Source organism: Pseudomonas batumici, assembly GCF_036585405.1.
Lineage (GTDB): Bacteria > Pseudomonadota > Gammaproteobacteria > Pseudomonadales > Pseudomonadaceae > Aquipseudomonas > Aquipseudomonas batumici.
Window position 1 is genome coordinate 1,824,318 of record NZ_CP144470.1, and the last position, 19,370, is coordinate 1,843,687.

General features: G+C 64.2%; 19 protein-coding genes and 1 pseudogene. 12 read left to right on the forward strand and 8 right to left on the reverse strand.

All coding sequences use genetic code 11. From position 1 onward, the window contains the following. Positions 1-102: 102 nt before the first annotated feature. The gene (locus NUH87_RS08060; RefSeq protein ID WP_338525539.1) at positions 103-912 is read right to left on the reverse strand and encodes a sulfite exporter TauE/SafE family protein; all 810 of its coding nucleotides are present in this window, start codon (positions 910-912) and stop codon (positions 103-105) included. Positions 913-1,022: 110 nt separating this feature from the next. Between NUH87_RS08060 and NUH87_RS08065 the strand changes: the two are divergent. The 3 genes and pseudogenes from NUH87_RS08065 to NUH87_RS08075 all read left to right on the forward strand — a co-directional run bounded on the left by NUH87_RS08065 (position 1,023) and on the right by NUH87_RS08075 (position 4,037). Continuing rightward, positions 1,023-1,798 (forward strand): annotated as a pseudogene (locus NUH87_RS08065) (AraC family transcriptional regulator). Positions 1,799-1,824: 26 nt separating this feature from the next. Continuing rightward, positions 1,825-3,069 carry a cytosine deaminase gene (gene codA, locus NUH87_RS08070; protein ID WP_338525540.1) on the forward strand — a complete coding sequence of 415 codons (1,245 nt, stop codon included), beginning with the start codon at positions 1,825-1,827 and terminating at the stop codon, positions 3,067-3,069. Further along, complete coding sequence (locus NUH87_RS08075) at positions 3,066-4,037, forward strand: hypothetical protein (RefSeq protein ID WP_338525541.1); 972 nt, start codon at positions 3,066-3,068, stop codon at positions 4,035-4,037. Before codA ends, NUH87_RS08075 begins: the two co-directional genes overlap by 4 nt. 6 nt (positions 4,038-4,043) lie before the next feature. Here the strand turns inward: NUH87_RS08075 and NUH87_RS08080 are convergent, their stop codons facing one another. The 4 genes from NUH87_RS08080 to NUH87_RS08095 all read right to left on the reverse strand — a co-directional run bounded on the left by NUH87_RS08080 (position 4,044) and on the right by NUH87_RS08095 (position 8,622). Beyond that, positions 4,044-4,634: a hypothetical protein gene (locus tag NUH87_RS08080; protein WP_338525542.1), complete on the reverse strand. Its 591-nt coding sequence runs from the start codon at positions 4,632-4,634 to the stop codon at positions 4,044-4,046. A 184-nt stretch (positions 4,635-4,818) separates the two neighbouring features. Continuing rightward, a complete protein-coding gene (locus NUH87_RS08085; protein ID WP_338525543.1) occupies positions 4,819-5,811 on the reverse strand; it encodes a diaminopimelate epimerase in 993 nt (330 codons plus the stop codon). A 74-nt stretch (positions 5,812-5,885) separates the two neighbouring features. After that, positions 5,886-7,238: a glucarate dehydratase gene (gudD, locus tag NUH87_RS08090; RefSeq protein WP_338525544.1), complete on the reverse strand. Its 1,353-nt coding sequence runs from the start codon at positions 7,236-7,238 to the stop codon at positions 5,886-5,888. 28 nt (positions 7,239-7,266) lie between these two features. Next, positions 7,267-8,622, reverse strand: coding sequence for an MFS transporter (locus NUH87_RS08095; protein ID WP_338525545.1), 1,356 nt, complete (start codon positions 8,620-8,622; stop codon positions 7,267-7,269). 351 nt (positions 8,623-8,973) lie between these two features. Between NUH87_RS08095 and NUH87_RS08100 the strand changes: the two genes are divergently transcribed. Then, entirely contained in the window at positions 8,974-9,690 is a 717-nt protein-coding gene (locus NUH87_RS08100; RefSeq protein ID WP_040063072.1) for a FadR/GntR family transcriptional regulator, read from the forward strand. 40 nt (positions 9,691-9,730) lie between these two features. Here NUH87_RS08100 and NUH87_RS08105 read toward each other — a convergent pair whose 3' ends face one another. Continuing rightward, a complete protein-coding gene (locus NUH87_RS08105; protein WP_040063074.1) occupies positions 9,731-10,270 on the reverse strand; it encodes a cytochrome b in 540 nt (179 codons plus the stop codon). Beyond that, positions 10,267-11,346, reverse strand: coding sequence for a catalase family peroxidase (locus NUH87_RS08110; protein ID WP_338525546.1), 1,080 nt, complete (start codon positions 11,344-11,346; stop codon positions 10,267-10,269). The genes NUH87_RS08105 and NUH87_RS08110 overlap by 4 nt, the downstream gene beginning before the upstream one ends. A gap of 185 nt (positions 11,347-11,531) precedes the next feature. Here NUH87_RS08110 and NUH87_RS08115 point away from each other — a divergent pair, with 185 nt between their 5' ends. Further along, the gene (locus NUH87_RS08115; protein WP_338525548.1) at positions 11,532-12,038 is read left to right on the forward strand and encodes an RNA polymerase sigma factor; all 507 of its coding nucleotides are present in this window, start codon (positions 11,532-11,534) and stop codon (positions 12,036-12,038) included. Next, on the forward strand, positions 12,035-12,784 hold the full coding sequence (locus NUH87_RS08120; RefSeq protein WP_338525549.1) for an anti-sigma factor: 750 nt from the start codon (positions 12,035-12,037) through the stop codon (positions 12,782-12,784). The genes NUH87_RS08115 and NUH87_RS08120 overlap by 4 nt, the downstream gene beginning before the upstream one ends. A 15-nt stretch (positions 12,785-12,799) precedes the next feature. On the opposite strand, the gene NUH87_RS08125 is transcribed toward NUH87_RS08120, so the two are convergent. Beyond that, complete coding sequence (locus NUH87_RS08125; protein WP_338525550.1) at positions 12,800-13,642, reverse strand: IclR family transcriptional regulator; 843 nt, start codon at positions 13,640-13,642, stop codon at positions 12,800-12,802. Between the two features lie 242 nt (positions 13,643-13,884). Here NUH87_RS08125 and NUH87_RS08130 point away from each other — a divergent pair, with 242 nt between their 5' ends. Genes NUH87_RS08130 through NUH87_RS08155 form a run of 6 tightly spaced genes read left to right on the forward strand, consistent with a single transcriptional unit; the run spans position 13,885 to position 19,342 of the window. After that, positions 13,885-14,913 (forward strand): ABC transporter ATP-binding protein, encoded by a 1,029-nt coding sequence (locus NUH87_RS08130; RefSeq protein ID WP_338525551.1) that lies wholly within the window; start codon positions 13,885-13,887, stop codon positions 14,911-14,913. Beyond that, a complete protein-coding gene (locus NUH87_RS08135; RefSeq protein WP_338525552.1) occupies positions 14,910-15,785 on the forward strand; it encodes an ABC transporter permease in 876 nt (291 codons plus the stop codon). Before NUH87_RS08130 ends, NUH87_RS08135 begins: the two co-directional genes overlap by 4 nt. Beyond that, positions 15,786-16,580 (forward strand): ABC transporter permease, encoded by a 795-nt coding sequence (locus NUH87_RS08140; RefSeq protein ID WP_338525553.1) that lies wholly within the window; start codon positions 15,786-15,788, stop codon positions 16,578-16,580. A gap of 7 nt (positions 16,581-16,587) precedes the next feature. Continuing rightward, positions 16,588-16,878 (forward strand): (2Fe-2S)-binding protein, encoded by a 291-nt coding sequence (locus NUH87_RS08145; RefSeq protein WP_338525554.1) that lies wholly within the window; start codon positions 16,588-16,590, stop codon positions 16,876-16,878. Continuing rightward, complete coding sequence (locus NUH87_RS08150; protein ID WP_338525555.1) at positions 16,875-18,230, forward strand: FAD/NAD(P)-binding oxidoreductase; 1,356 nt, start codon at positions 16,875-16,877, stop codon at positions 18,228-18,230. The genes NUH87_RS08145 and NUH87_RS08150 overlap by 4 nt, the downstream gene beginning before the upstream one ends. Beyond that, complete coding sequence (locus NUH87_RS08155; protein WP_338525556.1) at positions 18,227-19,342, forward strand: FAD-dependent oxidoreductase; 1,116 nt, start codon at positions 18,227-18,229, stop codon at positions 19,340-19,342. Before NUH87_RS08150 ends, NUH87_RS08155 begins: the two co-directional genes overlap by 4 nt. Positions 19,343-19,370 lie beyond the last annotated feature (28 nt).

The following is a 19,370-nucleotide window of genomic DNA, read 5'->3' on the forward strand; positions in this document are numbered from 1 at the left end:
GCCCGCGAAGGGGACACTGCGGTTTGTCAGGAAAACCGCGGCGCTCCCTTCGCGGGCAAGCTCCGCTCCCACAAAAGGTCTGGCTTACTCTCGGGAATCGACTTAGTTCAGTAGCATCGCCAACAGCACCAACACCAGCAACCCGATGTAGGCCCTGGCATGTAGCCGATCTGGAATGCGCCCGATCAACGGCGTCGCCAGTCGCATCCCCGCCAGCGATCCGAGGATCAACACCGCGAACGCCAGCAGATCCACATACCCGGCAAACCATGGCCCCAGCCCCAGTGGCCGGAACCCGGCCAGTGCGACATAGGTCAGAGTCCCGACCACCGCCACAGGGACGCTCAGCGGATTGGCCATGGCCGTCGTGAGGCTCATGCTCAGGCCGCTGCGCCGCAACAACGGCACCGTCATGACGCTGCCACCGACACCGAGAAAGGTCGCCACGACACCGATCAGCAGGCCACCGCCCACCGTAACGGCGGGCTTTGGCGGTCGCGCCAGAAGCGTCGCGCCTGGCTGCATGAACCCGCGCCGCGCCAGGCAATCGACAATGGTCAACGCCAGATAAGCAATAAACGCCCAACGCACCGCCTCACTGCTGACCAGGCTCGCCAGCACCGCACCGAGCACCGAGCCAATCCCGATAAACCCCGCCAGTGGCCAGATATAGGCGCGCCGCAGATTACCGGCACGTCGGTGCTTGCCCGTGGCGATCAGGGCATTGACGATCATCACACAGGTCGAGGTGGCCACGGCGATCTGCATCGCCGCCGCGCTGATCGCCGGGTCCGGGCTACCGCTCAAGGTCCAGTACAACAACGGCACCACCACAAAACCGCCACCAAAACCGAACAGCACACTGGTCACACCAGCCAGCCCGCCAAACAGTGCCAACAGCCCATAAAGCATCACGTCAGGTCCTTACAGGAAGAGAGAACCCCAACCTTAAGCAGCTGACACTTGGCGTGCTTGCGCAAGTCCGTCAATACTGTTTGCGTTTCGGCCAGACAAGCACCGTCATGCGCAACACCTCCCTCGCCCTGTTCGATCACCTGCCCCAGGCTGTAATCGCCATCGGCACCGATTACCCCCACGGGCACCTGCTGGCCCGTCATCAGCACCGTCGCGCGCAATTGCTCTATGGCGCCACGGGCGTGATGCATGTGCTCACCGATGGCGGCAACTGGATCGTCCCGCCGCAGCGCGCCGTATGGATTCCCCCGAGGTCCCCCATCAGGTGCTGATGCTCGGTGTCAGCACCCGAAGCCTGTACGTCGAGCCCGGCGCCATCAGCAATATGAGCCAGGCCTGCCAAGTGCTGGAAGTCTCGGCCCTGCTGCGCCAATTGCTGATCGCCGCCGTCGATATGCCGGTGGACTACAACGCGCAGGGCCGCGATGGCGCGCTGATCAGCCTGTTGCTGCATGAACTGGCCCGCGCCAACAGCTTGCCTTTGCATATCCCGCTGCCCCAGGACCCGCGCCTGCTGCCGCTGTGCCAGGCCTTCATCGAGCAACCGGACATCCGCCAGTCGCCCCAGGCCTGGGCGGACCGCCTGCATCTGAGTCTGCGCAGCTTCGGGCGACTGTTCCAGGACCAGACCGCACTGAGCTTTTCCCAATGGCGGCAACGGGTCTGCGTGGTCCTCGCCCTGGCCCGGTTGAGTCAAGGCGAGTCGGTCACGCGGATTGCCCTGGACTTCGGCTACCAGAGCCCGGCGGCGTTTTCGACCATGTTCCGGCGAGTTCTCGGGCGATCTCCGAGCAGTTTCCTGCAGACTTCGGATACCTTATGACGACACGTACGACAAGGACCCCGCCCATGCACATCCTCAACGCCAAGCTGCGTCACCGCGAAGGCCTGTATGACCTGCACCTGGAACACGCACGGATCGCGAGCATCACCCCGCAAACCGGCCCGTTGAGCGCCGGCCCGAACGACCTCGATGCCCAGGGCAACCTGGTCGCCCCGCCTTTCGTCGAACCGCATATCCATCTCGACGCCACCCTCACCGCCGGCGAACCGCGCTGGAATATGAGTGGGACCCTGTTCGAAGGCATCGAATGCTGGGGTGAGCGCAAGGCGACCATCACCCACGACGACACCAAGACCCGTGCCAAAAAGACCATCCGCCACCTCGCCGCCCATGGCATCCAGCATGTGCGAACCCATGTCGACGTCACGGACCCGCAACTGACCGCACTCAAGGCCATGCTCGAAGTGCGCGAGGAAACCCGGCACCTGATCGACCTGCAGATCGTGGCGTTTCCCCAGGAAGGCATCGAGTCCTATCGCAATGGCCGGGAGCTGATGGTCGAGGCGATCAACCTGGGCGCCGACGTGGTGGGTGGCATCCCGCATTTCGAATACACCCGGGACCAGGGTGTGTCCTCGGTGAAGTTCCTGATGGACCTGGCGGAAAAAACCGGCTGCCTGGTGGATGTTCATTGCGACGAAACCGACGACCCGCACTCGCGTTTCCTCGAAGTGCTGGCCGAAGAAGCCCGCAGCCGCGACATGGGCTCGCGGGTAAGCGCCAGCCACACCACGGCCATGGGCTCCTATGACAACGCCTACTGCGCCAAGCTGTTCCGTCTGCTGAAGGCCTCGGGGATCAGCTTCGTGTCCTGCCCCACCGAGAGCATTCACCTGCAGGGACGCTTCGACAACTTTCCGAAACGCCGCGGCGTGACCCGGGTCGGCGAGTTGCTGGACGCCGGGATGAATGTCTGTTTCGGCCAGGACTCGATCGTCGACCCCTGGTATCCGCTGGGCAACGGCAACATCCTGCGGGTGCTGGAGGCCGGGCTGCATATCTGCCATATGCTCGGTTATCGCAACCTGCAAAGTGCCCTCGACCTGGTCACCGACAACAGCGCCAAGGCCCTGGCCCTGGGCGACCGCTACGGCCTGGAAGTCGGACGCCCGGCCAACCTGCTGATCCTCTCGGCGGACAGCGACTACGAGATGATCCGCAGCCAGGGCCTGCCGCTGTATTCGATCCGCAACGGCCAGGTCCTGGTGAGACGCGAACCGGCGCAGTTGCACTGGCAGGACCGCCCATGAAGTTTGACAAGGCCTATTGCGTCAGCCTCGACGAGAAACTGACGATCTATGACGTGCGCGACCTGAACTTCGATGAAACGCTGGAGTTCGACTCAGGCCGGGAAAGCTTCCAGTGCCCGAACGATGCCTGCCGCGCGGCCTTCGACAGCAGCAACCGGCTCACCACCTACAACGCCAGCAACCCGCGCTTCAAACGGACCCCGCACTTCAAGAACATGCCCAGTACCCGGCACCTGGCGGACTGCCCGTACCTGAGCGCGGAAACCGCACCGAGTGAGCTCGATCCGGATCAGCCGCTGGACGATATCGAAGGCGAACAGAACTTCCCCGTCGAACTGCTGCTGACCCGCCGGACCTACACACGCAAGGCGCCGGCCGCCAGCAACACCCGCCCGGAACAACCAACAACGGAGCCGGCGGCAGCCGTCGTCGACACCGCCGCCACCCACGAAACCAAGCCCCCACCGAACCGCACCAGCGTGTTCGCCCATCCGGTGGAATGTTTCGTCTCCAACCACGCCAACAAGGACCTGCTCAAACGCATGCCCTTGACCATTGGCGACCTGACCCTGAACTACAACGCCTTCTTCAAGAAGGTCGAATACTGCCAGGACCGCCAGGGCCTGATCTACTGGGGCAAGATCAAGGAAATCAAGGACTACAGAACCAGCTTCAGCGTGGTGTTCGACAAACCGGTGTGGGCCGACAAGAAGCGCTATTCGATCAATGTCTACCTGAGCAAGAACCTGATCGAGAATTACCGCCAGCGCACAGTGTTCCTGGAAGAGATCAAGCGCGTCATCGACCAGGCTGAAGACCTGTATTGCTTCTTCTACGGCGTCACGCCGCAATTGAAGCAAGTGCCGAGCAAGAAAGACCCGGAACAGACCTTCAGCGTGTTCAGTTGTGAAATCGACAACCTGGATCACTTCCTGATCCGCGAGGCGCCAGGACTCGATGCCCCTTGAGTCAACTCAGTCGGCCGCGCTGGAACGCGCGGTCGAGGCACCGGCCCACTGGTAGGTTTTATGCGCGGCACAACGGGTATCGCTGGCCACCGAGCGGTCGAACACGAACTCGAACGTCACCGCCCCCTGATAATCCGTACGCACGATCCGGTTGACATCGAGCAGATGCCAACTGCCGTCCTGGCGCATGGCGTCCGGCGAGCGGTATGGGTCACTGGCCCGAACCACGCCCTGTTTATTCAAGGTATCCAGGTGAAAGTTCACATTGGCCTTGTTGCCGCCGCTCTGGCCGCCGCTGCGAACAATCCGGTACCTCACCGTACTGACATCGAAGTAAGCCGTACTGCCGGCGGAGGCGAACACCACCCTGGCCTCGAGCTCCCCCCGGAAGGGGCCGACCGAGCATGAAAAATAATCGGTGCGACTGCCTTCCAGCAGTTCCGCCGGACTGGATTCGACCGCATCGGTCGCACCGGAGGACGCCGTGATCCTTTCCCTGGCGACCGGCTCGGGCAGCAGTTGAGCGCAAGCGGAGCCGGCGCTGAAAACCAGCCCGGCACACACCAGCGTGCTGAATAAACCTTTAAGTGCTCTCATCGTAAATTCCATTTAAACGAGTCGGAAATTCGCACCTGTTTTCACGGGCCGAGCGAGACAGGCACTCGCCAGCCTTGAACCTCGCCGATCCATCAAGCCAAAACCGCCAGGGCCGGACAAGGGCAAAACGGACCTCTCGAGGGGGCGTTTTTTCTGCTCGTGATGTCGGCAGCGAGCACCGCCCTCAGGGTTGACGCCGGGCCGCGCCAAACAGATGGACGCTCTGCAATTCATCCTCCAGCGCCACCAGGCGGATCGGCGCCGTACCGCCCGGCATGCTGACCCGGACCTCGCCCGCCTCGACCCAACCGACCCGCCAGGCGGCACAGGCCACTGCGCTGGCACTGGTACCGGAGGATGCCGCCGGCCCTTCGCCACGCTCGAACACCCGGGCCTGCAAATGTCCCGGCGCCACCAGGGTTGCCCATTGCAGATTCACCCCCGCCGGACAGGGCTCGCCAGCACCGGTCGGTGGAGCAAATGCGAGGCGCGTGAGACCAGGCTCCAGCGCCGACTCACCCATCTGTACATTGCTCGGCAGCAACGCAGGATCCTCGACCAGCGTCACGCAATGCGGATTACCGATGCGCACGAACTGGCTGCGCTTCCAGGCGGCGTTCAAGCTCGACAAGCCCGCGACATGGCTCAAGGGACGGCCGTTCAATTCAGCCTCGCCGACACCCTGGGCCGCCACCGCCGCCGGACCGAACGCCGGCTTCCCCAGATCCAGCCAGAACCCCTGTTGATCCTCGACCCGCGCCGGCTCGACCGAGGTGGAGACCGGAGTGAGACCGCCCGGCTGATCGTGATGGACCCGCAGCAGACAGCCGCCCCGAGCCGGCATCAAGCCTTGCTCGGTCAACGCCTGGGCGAAAATCGTCAAGCCGTTGCCGCTGCGCTCGGCCAGGGTGCCATCGGTATTGACGATCAGCAGATCGAACGGCGCTTGCGCCTGGAACGGCCCGACCAGCAAGCCATCCGAACGATGGTGTTTGCCACCTCGCGCAGGCGCCTGCCCGCCCCAACCACAGAGTGCCTCCACCGCTTCAAGCGTCCAGGACTGGCGCTGCAGCGCCGCCTGCTCGGCATGCACAGGCACATCCAGGCCCAACCCGCGTACTTCAGCGGGGCTGGCCACGGCATAGATATTCCCACGTGCGTCGTAAAACGTCGGCATACACCCTCTCTGCAAGCGTCCTCTCAAGCCTGCCATTGTATCGTCACGCCGAATGCGCGGAAGCCTGCAAGACTTCAACGCACCAGGCACGGGCGCTTGTTGTTGAACGACCAGCCGGGAATCAGGAACTGCATCGCCACGCTGTCATCCCGCGAACCGAGGCCCATATTCTTGTAGCACTCATGGGCCTTGGCCACTGCATCCATATCCAGCTCGATGCCCAATCCCGGCTTTTGCGGGACCTGGATAAAACCGTCGACAATCTGCAACGGATCCTTGGTCAGGCCCTGGCCGTCCTGCCAGATCCAGTGGGTGTCGATGGCGGTGATCTCACCCGGTGCGGCGGCGGCCACATGGGTGAACATCGCCAGGGAAATATCGAAGTGGTTGTTGGAATGCGAACCCCAGGTCAGGCCCCATTCATGGCACATCTGCGCCACCCGCACCGAGCCCTGCATGGTCCAGAAATGCGGGTCGGCCAGGGGAATGTCGACAGCGTGCAATTGAATCGCATGGCCCATTTCCCGCCAGTCGGTGGCGATCATGTTGGTCGCCGTCGGCAGGCCCGTGGCCCGGCGGAACTCGGCCATGACTTCACGCCCCGAGTAACCGTTCTCGGCACCGCAAGGGTCCTCGGCGTAGGCCAACACGGCATGCTTGTCACGGCACAGGGCAATCGCCTCCTTGAGCGACCAGGCACCGTTGGGATCAAGGGTGATCCGCGCCTGGGGGAAGCGTTCGGCCAAGGCGGTCACCGCCTCCATCTCCTGCGCTCCGCTGAGCACCCCGCCCTTGAGCTTGAAGTCATTGAAGCCGTAACGCGCCTGGGCGGCTTCGGCCAGCCTGACAATGGCCTCGGGGGTCATGGCCTCCTCATGGCGCAGGCGGAACCAGGCGTCATCTGCCTCGGCTTCGTGGCGGTAGGCCAGGTCGGTCTTGCCACGATCACCGATGTAGAAGAGATAACCGAGCACCTTCACCGCATCGCGCTGCTGCCCTTCACCCAGCAGGGCCGCCACGGGCACGCCGAGGAACTGGCCGAGCAGGTCCAGCAGCGCGGCTTCCAGCGCCGTCACCGCATGAATGGTGATACGCAGGTCGAACGTCTGCTGGCCGCGACCGCCGGCATCGCGCTCGGCGAAGGTGCGGCGCACCTGGTTGAGCAGCTTCTGGTAGTTGCCGATGGACTGCCCCAGCAACAGCGAACGGGCATCTTCCAGGGTGGCGCGGATACGCTCGCCGCCGGGGACTTCACCGACGCCGGTGTGACCGCTGCTGTCGGTGATGATCACGATGTTGCGGGTGAAAAACGGGCCATGGGCACCGCTCAGGTTCAGCAGCATGCTGTCGTGGCCAGCTACCGGGATAACCTGCAAGCCGGTGATGACGGGGGCCTGGCCGGCCATGTTCAAGGTGTTTGTCGTCATGATTCGTACCTGTGTTCAACCGCAGTATTCAATGGGATTTGTTCAAGACCGGGCTGACCGATCCCGGTAGCGTGTGAGAAGGCTTGGGCTTGGTGCGGGCAAAGAACACCAGGATCGCGGCGATCACCGAAGTCACCGCCAGGCCGTACAAGCCGCCCTGGATCGAGCCGGTGCGCTCCTCCAGCAAGCCGAAGGTGGCCGGCGCGACGAAACCGCCGAGGTTGCCCGTGGAGTTGATCAGGGCAATCACCGCCGCGGCGATGCGCGCATCCAGGTAAGCCTGGGGAATCGGCCAGAACAACGACGACGCGGACTTGAAGCCGATCGCCGCGAAGCACACTGCGACGAAGGCGAAGATCGGCCCGCCGGTGGTGGACATGAACATCCCCAGCGCGGCTATCAGCAGTGCCGAGGCGACCCAGGCCTGCTGGTGTTTCCACTTGCCCGAGGCGGCCGCGAAGGCATACATGGCGATGATCGAGATCAGCCAGGGAATCGAGTTGAACAAGCCGACCTGCAGGTCAGTGAGCTGGCCCATCTTCTTGATGATGCTGGGCAGCCAGAAAGTAGCGGCATAGATGGTCAGCTGGATGCAGAAATACAGCACGCAGAACAACAGGATCTGGCGGTCCTTGAGCAAGGTCCAGATCGACGGCTTGACCGGCATCGAGGCATCGCGCTCGTGCTGCTCGTCCTCGATGGCCTGTACCAGCCGCTGCTGCTCGGCAACGCTCAGCCACTTCGCATCCGCAGGCGTGGAGTCAAGCCAGAACCAGGTGAATCCGCAGAGCACCACCGACGCCAGGCCCTCGATGATGAACATCCACTGCCAGCCGTGCCAGCCGAGGCCTTCGATCTGCAACAGGGCACCGGACAGCGGACCGGAAATCAGCGAGGCCACGGCTGAGCCACTGAGGAAGATGGCGATCGCCTTGCCCCGCTCCACTCCCGGCAGCCAGCGGGTGAAGTAGTAGATCACCCCGGGAAAGAACCCGGCCTCAGCCACCCCCAGCAGGAAACGCAGGATATAGAAGTGGGTTTCGTTCTGGACAAAGGCCATGGCCGTGGCGACCAGCCCCCAGGTGAACATGATGCGGGTCAGCCAGATCCGGGCACCGACCTTCTGCAACAGGATATTGGACGGGACTTCGAGCAGTGCATAACCGATGAAGAACAGCCCGGCACCGAAACCGTAGGCAGCGGCTCCGATCCCCAGGTCGTGTTCCAGGTGCGTGCGCACGAAGCCGATGTTCACCCGATCGATGTAGTTGACGATGAACATGATGACGAACAGCGGCAGCACATGGCGCTTGACCTTCGCCACGGCGGCGGCCAGCAGGGAATCGCGTTCCGCCGTTGCGGACGGATCTAGGGGGTTGTTCACGACAGTCTCCCACGGGTTGTTTTTGTGTGCGGGGGTGCTGGATCAGACGAGCCAGTCGACAGTCATCATACGAGTAGAAAAATAGGGCAACAAGTGGTCATACAGCGTTTTTTGGGTAAACACCGTTCAGATTGAGCGGCGGAACTCTTCTATAAATTTTATCTTATTGATTTATAAATATTTTTTACAAAAACAGCACACCCAACAAAATCACATAAAAGCCTTTGACCAAAGCCGTCACCAAAAAATTTGCCTTCCTCGGCATCAAGTTGTCATACATGATAGCCGTGACCGCTACGCCTCTTGTCAGACGAGTGTTAAGCTTTCCCCTCGCCCCTGCGTGACACGCCCATGAGCACTGAAACCGCCCCCCTTGCGCCACAACGCAAACGCAGCCCCAACCTGGCCCATGACCTGGTCGATCACCTGACCCAGCAGATTCGCCTGGGGTATTTGAAACCGGGCGACAAGCTGCCGTCGGAAAGTGCCATCGTGCGCGAGCACAAGGTCAGCCGCACGGTGGTGCGCGAGGCGATTTCCAAACTGCAGGCCGCGGGCTGGGTGGAAACCCATCATGGAGTGGGCAGTTTCGTGCTGGAGCGCCAGGAGCCCCATGGCTTGCGCCTGAATGTGGAAACCGCGCTGAGCGTGCGCGATCTCCTGGAACTGCGCCTGGGCCTGGAAACCCAGGCAGCGGCGCTGGCGGCACGTCGGCGCAGCGACGAGCATCTCAAGCAGATGCGCGCGGCGCTGGACGAGTATCGGAGCCTGCTGGCCAACAATGACAGTTGCGTGGCGGCCGACCAGCGTTTTCACCTGCTGATTGCCGAAGCCACCGGCAATGCCTACTTTTCCGAGATCCTGCTGCACCTGGGCAGCTCGATGATTCCGCGCACCCGGGTGCCGGGCGCGGAGCGCGGCGATGCTGACCTGGCACAACTGGGCCAGCTCGCCAGCCTGGAGCACGAAGCGATCCTGACGGCTATCCGCCGCCAGGACCCGGATGCGGCGCGGGCGGCGATGTGGACACACCTGAGCAACAGCCGCGAGCGGTTTTCCCGCGAATGACCCGCCCGTCGGCCAAGGCAATCTGAAGCCGCGCTCGCCTTCAATCCTTGCCGCGCACCATGCTTTCCAGCACCCCGTCCCGACGAATCCAGCCATGGAACAGCGCCGCCGCCAGGTGCAGCAACACCGTCAGGAACAGCAGATACGCCAGGTAGCCATGGGCCTTGCGCAGGAAGGCAAAGGTCGTCGCATTGGCCGACACCAGCGCCGGCAACTGCAACGAACCGCTCAACATCACCGGATCCCCCGCCGCCGAAATCATCGCCCAGCCCAGCAGCGGCAACACCAGCATCAAGCCATACAGCAACACATGGGACAGCTTCGCCGCCAGCACCTGCCAGCCCGGCAAATCGCTCGGCAGCGGTGGCTGGCGAGTACTGAAACGCACCAGCAGACGCACCACCACCAACAGCAGGATCGCAATCCCCAGCGGCTTGTGCAGGTGCAGCAACCACTCATGCCGCTCGGACACCGAGGCCACCATGCCGGCACCGATAAACAGCATCGCCAGGATCATCAACGCCATCAACCAATGCAGCAGACGCGCCAAGGGCGCGAAGTGATTCGACGGGGCGCTCATGGGTGGGACTCCTGTGACGAATGGACGGCGGGCAATGCGCCCACTTCGCTGGTGCGACGCAGATAGGAACTGGCATAGGCCGCCGAACGCGCCGCCAGCAGGGGGTCGGCCGAAGCCTCGATACCACTGGGCAAGACCAGCGGGTCGTAGTTGATATCGCGGCAATCGCCGTCGTCCTGGGGTTGGGTGCTTTCCAGCACCAGGGTGCCGGCGTTGAGCACCTTGTGCTCGCCGGTCCATTGCCGGCTGGCATCGTCCGTGGGGTCGCCGGGATTGGCCAGGGTGAGGTTCAACCGCCATTTCAGCGGCCCCGCCGCCAGGCGCTGGGTCAGGTCCTTGGCGAGGAAATCGGCACCGTCCGGCGCCATCGCACCCGCCGCATCCTGGCTCAGCGGCACCAGCCCCCAGCGCACGGCCTGGCGCTGGCCGGCCGCGTTGACCAGGTAGAAGGCATTCAGGCCGTTGTAGCTTTCGGTGGCGTAGCTGGCCGACGGCTTGGCGGTCTTGATCCATTGCAGGAACGGCGCGGTTTCCGGGTGACCGGCGAAGAACGCCGCCATGGCCGCCGGGTTCGGCTTGCCGGTGCTCGGGTCGGGCGCGGCCGCCTGGAGCTGCTGGAAGAACGCCTCGGGCGTGCCCACCGGAAACACCGGCATGCTGTTCATCCCGGTGCGCCATTGCTGGCCGTTGGCCTGGGTGAAGCGCAAGCCGAGGCTGCGAATCGGTACGCTGCTGTCCGGCGCATAGGGATTGCCGCTGGGCAAGGCGAAGCGCCCTTCCACCGGCACGCTGCCTTCGCGAAAGACCTGGGCGGTGGAATAGGCACGCGCCGCATCGCTGCCTTCAAAATACCCGGCCACACACACGCCCTTGGCGTGATTGCGCCTGAAGCCGGCATGCAGGCCGTTGTTTTTCTCGAAGGTATCGACGATGCGCCCGGGCGTCAGGCGCTGCGGGTCGAGCCGACCGCCGACATAGGCAAAGGCCCCGGCCAGGGCACCGACCACGACGGCGATGCCGGCCAGGCGCAAGGCCTTGCTCGAACCGCTGAGGGGCGGTGGGGTGTGATCTACCATGAAAGAACTCCAGGGCCTCAGGCGGCCACACGGTGAAGGAGCTATAGGACGAAGGTCGGCGCGGTTTATTCCCGACCCCTCGATTTATTGTTCGAATATTTATTTTCCGGCCGTTGGAATAACCTGCGAAGCCAGGCGTCTTGCTGGTCCAGGCGTAGTGACGGGTCAAGAACCCGCAGGATTCCATGAACGATCTCGATGCACAGTTACGTGAGCTGATCCCGCGAATGCGGCGCTTCGCCGTGTCGCTGACGCGTCATCCCAGCAGCGCCGACGATCTGGTCCAGGCCAGCCTGGAGCGGGCCCTGTCCAGTTGGGGCGACAAGCGTGCCGAGGGCGACCTGCGGGCCTGGCTGTTCTCGATCCTGTATCGACAATTCATCGACACCCACCGTCGCGGCAAACGCTATGCGCGAATGCTCAAGTTCTTCACCGGTCGGGGCGAAGCCCAACCCTCGGTGGAACGCACGGTGGTGGCCCAGTCGACCCTGGAAGCCTTCGAGCAGTTGCCCGCCGAGCAACGGGCGCTGTTGCTCTGGGTCTCGGTGGAAGGTTTGAGTTACAAGGAAGTCGCCGAGATTCTCGACGTCCCCATCGGCACCGTGATGTCGCGTCTGTCCCGCGCCCGCCAGGCCCTGCGCCAGCTCGGCGACGGCGAAATCACCAGCCCCTCCCTGCGGATATTGAAATGATCACTCTTCCCCCAAGCGAGCGTGACCTGCACGCCTACGTCGATCATCAGCTCGACGACGCCGACCGGCAATTGCTGGAGGTGTACCTGGCGACCAACCCGGAACTGGCCGAACAGGTCCGCGACTGGCAACGCGATGCCCAGCACTTGCGGGCGGCCCTGGGCGCTGCCTTGCAGATGCCGGCGAACCCGGCGCTGGACCCGACGCGGATTCGCCAGCGCCTGCGTGACAGGTCCCGCCGTCACCTGGCCAGTGCCGCGGTGTTGCTGATGACCGTGATCCTCGGCGGTGTCGGCGGCTGGCAGGCCCGGCAGATGACCTTCCCGCTGCCCGCGCCGATGGCCGATGCGGTGCAGGCCTATCGCCTGTTCGCCACCCAGGACATCCTGCCGGCGGACTTCAAGGTCGAGCAGAGCGGCGACCTGCAAAACTGGCTCGACCGTTATTTCACCCAGGCCAACCGCTTGCCGAACCTGCAGAATGCCGGGTTCAAACCGGTCGGCGCGCGCTTGCTGAGCACCGAGCAGGGCGCGGCCGCGATGGTCCTGTATGAGAACCCGCAAGGGCAGCGGATCGGCTACTACGTGCGGCCGCCGGGACCGAGGAACTATATGCTGGAACGCGGACATCGGCGCGACGGCGAACTGCAGGCCGAATACTGGTCCGGCAGCGGCTACAACTACGCGATAGTCACCCCGGCGGACAGTCCGGCGGCGCAGCTGCTGCAGCAGACCGCCCGGTTCTAGGCCAGACAAACCCCACTATTGCGGAGTACCAAATATCTGCGACGGCCGCCGCAACAACGGATCGAACGGATTGATCCGCGGACCGATCGCCGCCGCCTCGCGCTTGAGCAACTCCACCACCGTCGGCAAACGATCCGGCCCGAGGCGGTCGCTGATGGTGGCGACACTCAAGGCCGCCACCGCCCGGCCCTCGCGATCCAGGATCGGGACAGCGACCCCGGCCATGCCCTGCAACACGCCAGTGTTGCGGCCCGCATAACCGAGCGTGCGCACATTCTCCACCTCGGAACGCAGCAGCACTTCGTCATACAGATGGAAATCCCGCAGCCGCGGCAGGTTGTAGCGGATCACCGTTTCCCGCTCCTCTTCCGGCAGGAACGCGAGGATCGCCAGGCTGCCCTGCCCCACGCCCAAGGCCACGCGTCCACCGATATCACCGGTAAAGGTGCGGATCGGAAACGGCCCTTCGCTACGGTCCAGGCAGATCGCATCGAAACCGCTGCGGGCCAGGAGAAACAGCGAATCCCCCAGCGACGCCGACAACCGCAGCAACGCCGGCCGCACCAGTTCACGCAGATTGCCGGTCTGTCCGGCCCGGGCCGCAAGGGCGAAGAACTCCAGGCTCAGGCGATAGCGTTTGCTGCGTGCGTCCTGCTCGACCATCCCCTCGTCCACCAGGCTGCGCAGCAGCCGGTGCGTGGTGGGCTGGGACAAACCGACCCGCTCGGCCAGCTGGGTCACCCGTTCACCGCCCTCCGGAGTCTCCCCCAGGCTGCGCAACACGGCAAACAGCCGTGACACCGCACCGACACCGACTTCATTCTTCCTTTCATTCCGATCAATGGAATCTGCTGGCATCTTTTTCACCTGAAAATTTATTCACTGAATGAAACTGAAAATAATCATTCTTTCAGTGAAATTTACTCTTTCGCACATCCTAGGCTTCGTCCTACTCTGCGTCCACAAGGGGCGATTCGAACAACATCGGTAGCCGACACCCGTCGAGCACCACGTACCCCGGCAATACCCTTTCGTCTCTGCCCATGACAAGAAAAGTGCGCCCCGGCGTGCACGACAACAACCACAGGTGGAACGCAGTTATGGCCTTTCTACGACTTGAAGGCGTGTGCAAGCGCTATGGCGAGATCGATGCCGTGGTCGCCACGCAGCTCTCGGTGGACAAGGGCGAGTTCGTCTCGCTGCTCGGCCCTTCCGGTTGCGGCAAGACCACGACCCTGCAAATGATCGCCGGCTTCGTCGAGGTCAGCGCCGGCACGATTATTCTCGATAACCGTGATATCACCCATGCCAAGCCCAGCAGTCGCGGCCTCGGCGTGGTGTTCCAGAGCTATGCGCTGTTTCCCCACATGAGCGTCCAGGACAACGTCGCCTTCGGCCTGCGCATGCGCAAGGTGCCGGCCGCCGAAGTACGTAGACGGGTGGCAACGGTGCTGCAGTTGGTGCGCCTGCACCAGCACGCCGAACGTTATCCGCGCGAGCTGTCCGGCGGCCAGCGCCAGCGGGTCGCCCTGGCCCGGGCGCTGGTGATCGAGCCGCCGGTGCTGTTGCTCGACGAACCGCTGTCCAACCTCGACGCCAATCTGCGCGAAGAGATGCAGTTCGAGATTCGTCGCATCCAGCGTGAAGTCGGCATCACCACCCTGATGGTCACCCACGACCAGGCCGAAGCCCTGTCCATCAGCGACCGCGTGGTGGTGATGCAGGCCGGGCGCATTACCCAGATCGACGAGCCCTATAAACTCTACGAGCACCCGCGCACGCGCTTTATTTCCGGTTTCGTCGGCAAGGCCAACCTGCTGCCGGGAGACCGCGACGCCAATGGCTGTGCGCAGGTCCGTCAACTGCCGGGTGAAGGTGCTCTGACCCTGAGCCTGCGTCCGGAAAAGATCGACCTGCTGGCCGCCGGCAGCGGGCGTTTGCCCGGGAAGATCCTCAGCCGTTTCTTTCTCGGCAGCCAGTGGCTGTATCGGATCGACACCGCTATCGGCGAAGTCACGGTGGTGCGGCGCAATGACGGTTCGGCGCCACTGAACGAGGGTGCCGTGGTGGGCCTCGACTGGCCGGCCGAACTGTTGCGGGTGCTAGAGCACGGCGAGGTACCGGCATGAACCTGCTCGCGCGGATGTGCCAGGGACGCCGCGGTTACCTGCTGTCGGCGCCGGCCCTGCTGCTCTACCTCGGCCTGCTGGTCCTGCCGCTGGGCCTGACCGGCGTATTGTCGTTCAACGTCTTCGATTACCAGACCGGGGTCAAAAGCGACGCCTACACCCTGGAACACTACGGCGTGCTGTTCAGCGATCCGTACTTCTATGAAGTTTTCCTGCGCACCTTCTGGATCAGCGGCCTGACCACCCTGCTCTGTGTGCTGATCGGTGTGCCCGAGGCCTACATCCTCAGCCGCATGGGCACGCCCTGGCGTTCGATCTTCCTGATCCTGATCCTCACGCCATTGCTGATTTCGGTGGTGGTCCGGGCCTTCGGCTGGAGCCTCCTGCTGGGCGCCGACGGCCTGGTCAACCAGAGCCTGCAAGCCTTCGGCCTGGCACCGATGAAACTGCTCTACACGCCGTTCGCGGTGGTGATCGCCCTGGTCCATGTGATGTTGCCGTTCATGATCATCCCGGTCTGGACTTCGCTGCAAAAGCTCGATCCGGCCGCAGAACAGGCCGCACTGTCCCTCGGCGCCAGTCACGCCACCGTGATGCGCCAGGTGGTGTTGCCGCAGGTCATGCCCGGGGTGTTGTCCGGCACGCTGATCGTGTTCGGCCTGGCCGCCAGCTCCTTCGCGATTCCCGGCCTGCTCGGCGGACGCCGGCTGAAGATGGTCGCGACCCTGGTCTACGACCAGTACCTCTCGGAACTCAACTGGCCGATGGGCGCGGCGATTGCCGTGGTGCTGTTGCTGCTCAACCTGCTGATCATGCTGTCGTGGAACCGGATGATCGAACGTCGCTACAAGAAATCCCTGGGGGCCGCGTAAATGTCCAGAAACGGCCCGTTGGCCCTGCTGTTCCACAGCCTGATCGTGGCGTTCATGATGGCGCCGCTGGTGGTGGTCTGCCTGGTGGCCTTCACACCGGAAAATACCCTGAGCCTGCCGACCACGGACTTCTCATTGCGCTGGTTCCGCGCGGTGTTCGAACGCGCGGACTTTGTCCTGGCGTTCTACAACAGCCTGATCCTGGCCTTCAGCGCCGCCAGCCTGGCGACCTTGATCGCCGTTCCGGCGGCCCTGGCGATGACCCGGCATCGCTTCCCCGGCCGGGACGTTCTCAATGGCCTGTTTCTCTCGCCGATCATCATCCCGCACCTGGTGCTCGGGGTGGCTCTGTTGCGCCTGTTCGCCCTGAAGGGGGTCAACGGCAGCTTCACCTGGTTGATCTTCACCCATGTGCTGGTGATCACGCCCTATGTGCTGCGCCTGGTACTGGCCGCCGCCATCGGCATGGACCGCAGCGCCGAACAGGCCGCCGAATCCCTCGGTGCCGGGCGCTTCACCCTGTTCCGCCAGATCACCCTGCCGATGATCCTGCCCGGCGTGGCCGGCGGTTGGCTGCTGGCGTTCATCAACAGCTTCGACGAAGTGACGCTGTCGATCTTCGTCACCTCCCCCGCGACCCAGACCCTGCCGGTGCGCATGTATGTCTACGCCACCGAGTCCATCGACCCGATGATGGCGGCGGTCTCGGCCCTGGTGATCGCGCTGACCGCGCTGACGATGATTCTGCTCGACCGGGTCTACGGCCTGGACCGGGTACTGGTAGGCAAACAATGAGGTCGACATGGCGCTGCTGAAACGACTGGCCGAAGGCGATCGCCCGGCCCTGGACTTCACCCTCGACGGCGAGCCGGCCAGCGGTTTGCAGGGCGACACCCTGCTCACCGCCCTGCTGATCGCCGGTGAACATCTGCGCCACAGCGACTTCAGCGGCGAGCCTCGCGCCGGGTTCTGCCTGATGGGCGCCTGCCAGGATTGCTGGGTCAGGCTGGCCGACGGGCGCCGGGTGCGCGCATGTTCGACGATGCTCGAAGCCGGGCAGCAGGTGAGTCGTGAAGGGAGACCGCGATCGTGAGTGCGATTGTGATCGTCGGTGCCGGACCGGCCGGCATTCGTGCCGCGCAAACCCTGGTTGCCCATGGCCTGCGGCCCTGTCTGCTGGATGAAGCCGCGCGCGGTGGCGGGCAGATCTATCGGCGCCAGCCGGAGAACTTCCGCCGCTCGCCGGTGACACTCTACGGTTTCGAAGCCCGCAAGGCCGTCGCTATCCACCAGACCCTCGACCGTCTGCGCGAACAGCTCGACTATCGGCCCGAAACCCTGGTGTGGAACGCCGAGGACGGTGCACTGGACACACTGCAACAAGGCCGCGCCGGGCGCCTGGCCTATGCCCGGGTGATCGTCGCCACCGGCGCCACCGACCGGGTGCTGCCGGTACCGGGCTGGACCTTGCCCGGTGTCTACAGCCTCGGTGCCGCGCAGATTGCCCTGAAGTATCAGGGTTGTGCCATCGGTCAACGGGTAGTGTTTGCCGGCAGCGGGCCGCTGCTGTACCTGGTGGCCTACCAATACGCCAAGGCGGGAGCCAAGGTCGTGGCGGTGCTCGACAGTGCGCCCTTCAGCGCCCAGTGTCGCGCCCTGCCCGGCTTGTTCAAGCAACCGCTGACCCTCGCCAAGGGCCTGTATTACCGAAGCTGGCTGATGGCCCACGGCATTCCGGTGCACCAGGACGCCCATCTGCAACAGATCGACGGCGAGCGCCGCGTCCAGTCATTGCGCTGGCGCCAGGGCACGTCCCTATCCGCGCTTGACTGCGACGCGCTGGCCCTCGCCCACGGCCTGCGCAGCGAAACCCAACTGGCCGATCTGCTGGGCTGCCATTTCAGTTGGAACCCCTTGAACCGCGCCTGGCTGCCGGACCGCGACAGCGCCGGGCGCAGCAGCGTGGCGGGTGTCTACCTGGCCGGCGATGGCGCCGGAATCATGGGCGCCGATGCGGCGGAAATGGCCGGCGAACGGACCGCCCTGGCCCTGCTGGAAGACCTTGGACACGCCGTCGATCCGCAGCGAACAGCGTTTCTGGAGGCTCGCCTGCAACGCATCGATACCTTCCGCCAAGGACTGGAACAGGCATTCCCCTTCCCCGAGCGCTGGGCTCCGGACGCCCCGGACACACTGATGCTGTGTCGCTGCGAGGAAGTCAGCGTCGGTGAGGTGCGCGCGGTGGTCCGCGAAGGCCATTGGGAAATCAATCGGGTCAAGGCTCATTGCCGGGTCGGCATGGGCCGCTGCCAGGGACGGATCTGTGGCGCGGCGGCGGCGGAAATCATCGCCAGTGAAAGCGGCCTGGGCCTGGACAGCATTGGCCATTTGCGCGCCCAGGCGCCGATCAAGCCATTGCCCTTCGGCGTGGAGGTCGCGCCATGATCGAAGTCGACGTGATGATTCTCGGCGGCGGCATCGTCGGCGCTTCGGCAGCCCTGGCCCTGAGCCGTCAAGGCCGTCGCGTGGCGCTGCTGGAGCGGGACTTCTGCGGCTCCCATTCCAGCGGCGTGAACTACGGCGGGGTGCGCCGCCAGGGACGACCGTTGTCGCAGTTGCCGCTGTCCCAGCGCGCTCACGGGATCTGGGCGCGCCTGCCGGAACTGATCGGTATCGACGGCGAATACCAGCGCTCGGGGCATCTCAAGCTGGCCCGCAGCCTCGACGACCTGGCCTCTCTGCAAGCCTATGCCGACAGCAGCCAGGGCTTCGGACTCGACCTGCAAGTGCTTGACCGCGAGCAGTTGCAGCGACGTTTTCCCTGGGTCGGCAAGATTGCCGAGGGCGCGTCCTTCTGCCCCGACGACGGGCATGCCAACCCCCGCCTGGTCTCTCCGGCATTTGCCCGGGCCGCCCGCCTGCTCGGTGCGACCGTGCTGGAGCAGAGCGAGGTCCGCGAGGTCGAGCACGATGGCCGACGCTTTATCCTGCGCACGCAAACAGGCGTCGAAGTCCGCGCCCCCTGGCTACTCAACTGCGCCGGTGCCTGGGCTGGCAGCCTCGCCGCCCGGTTCGGTGAAGCGGTGCCCATGCACGCCGGCCATCCGGCCATGCTGGTAACCGAACCCTTGCCCCGGGTGATGGATGCCAGCACCGGCGTCGAGGGCGGCGGCATCTATGCCCGCCAGGTCAGTCGCGGCAACTGCGTTCTGGGTGGCGGCCGGGGTTTTGCCCTCGACCACGCCCGCGCCCGACCAGGGCAGGCCGCCGTGCTGGAGATTCTCCGCCAGGCCGTCGAGCTTTATCCGTTCCTGGAAGGCGCCCAGGCGATTCGCACCTGGAGCGGCACCGAAGGCTACCTGCCCGACCACCAACCGGTGATCGGCCCGAGCAGCACCCAACCCGGCCTGCTGCACGCCTTCGGCTTCGCCGGGGTGGGCTTCCAGATCGCTCCGGCGGTGGGTGAAGTGCTGGCCGAACTGGTGTGCCAGGGCCAGTCGTCGACGCCGATCGAAGCTTTTTCCATTACCCGTTTCCAATCCACTCCCGCCGTTTGAGCGGGCCGTCAGAACCCAGAGGAAGATC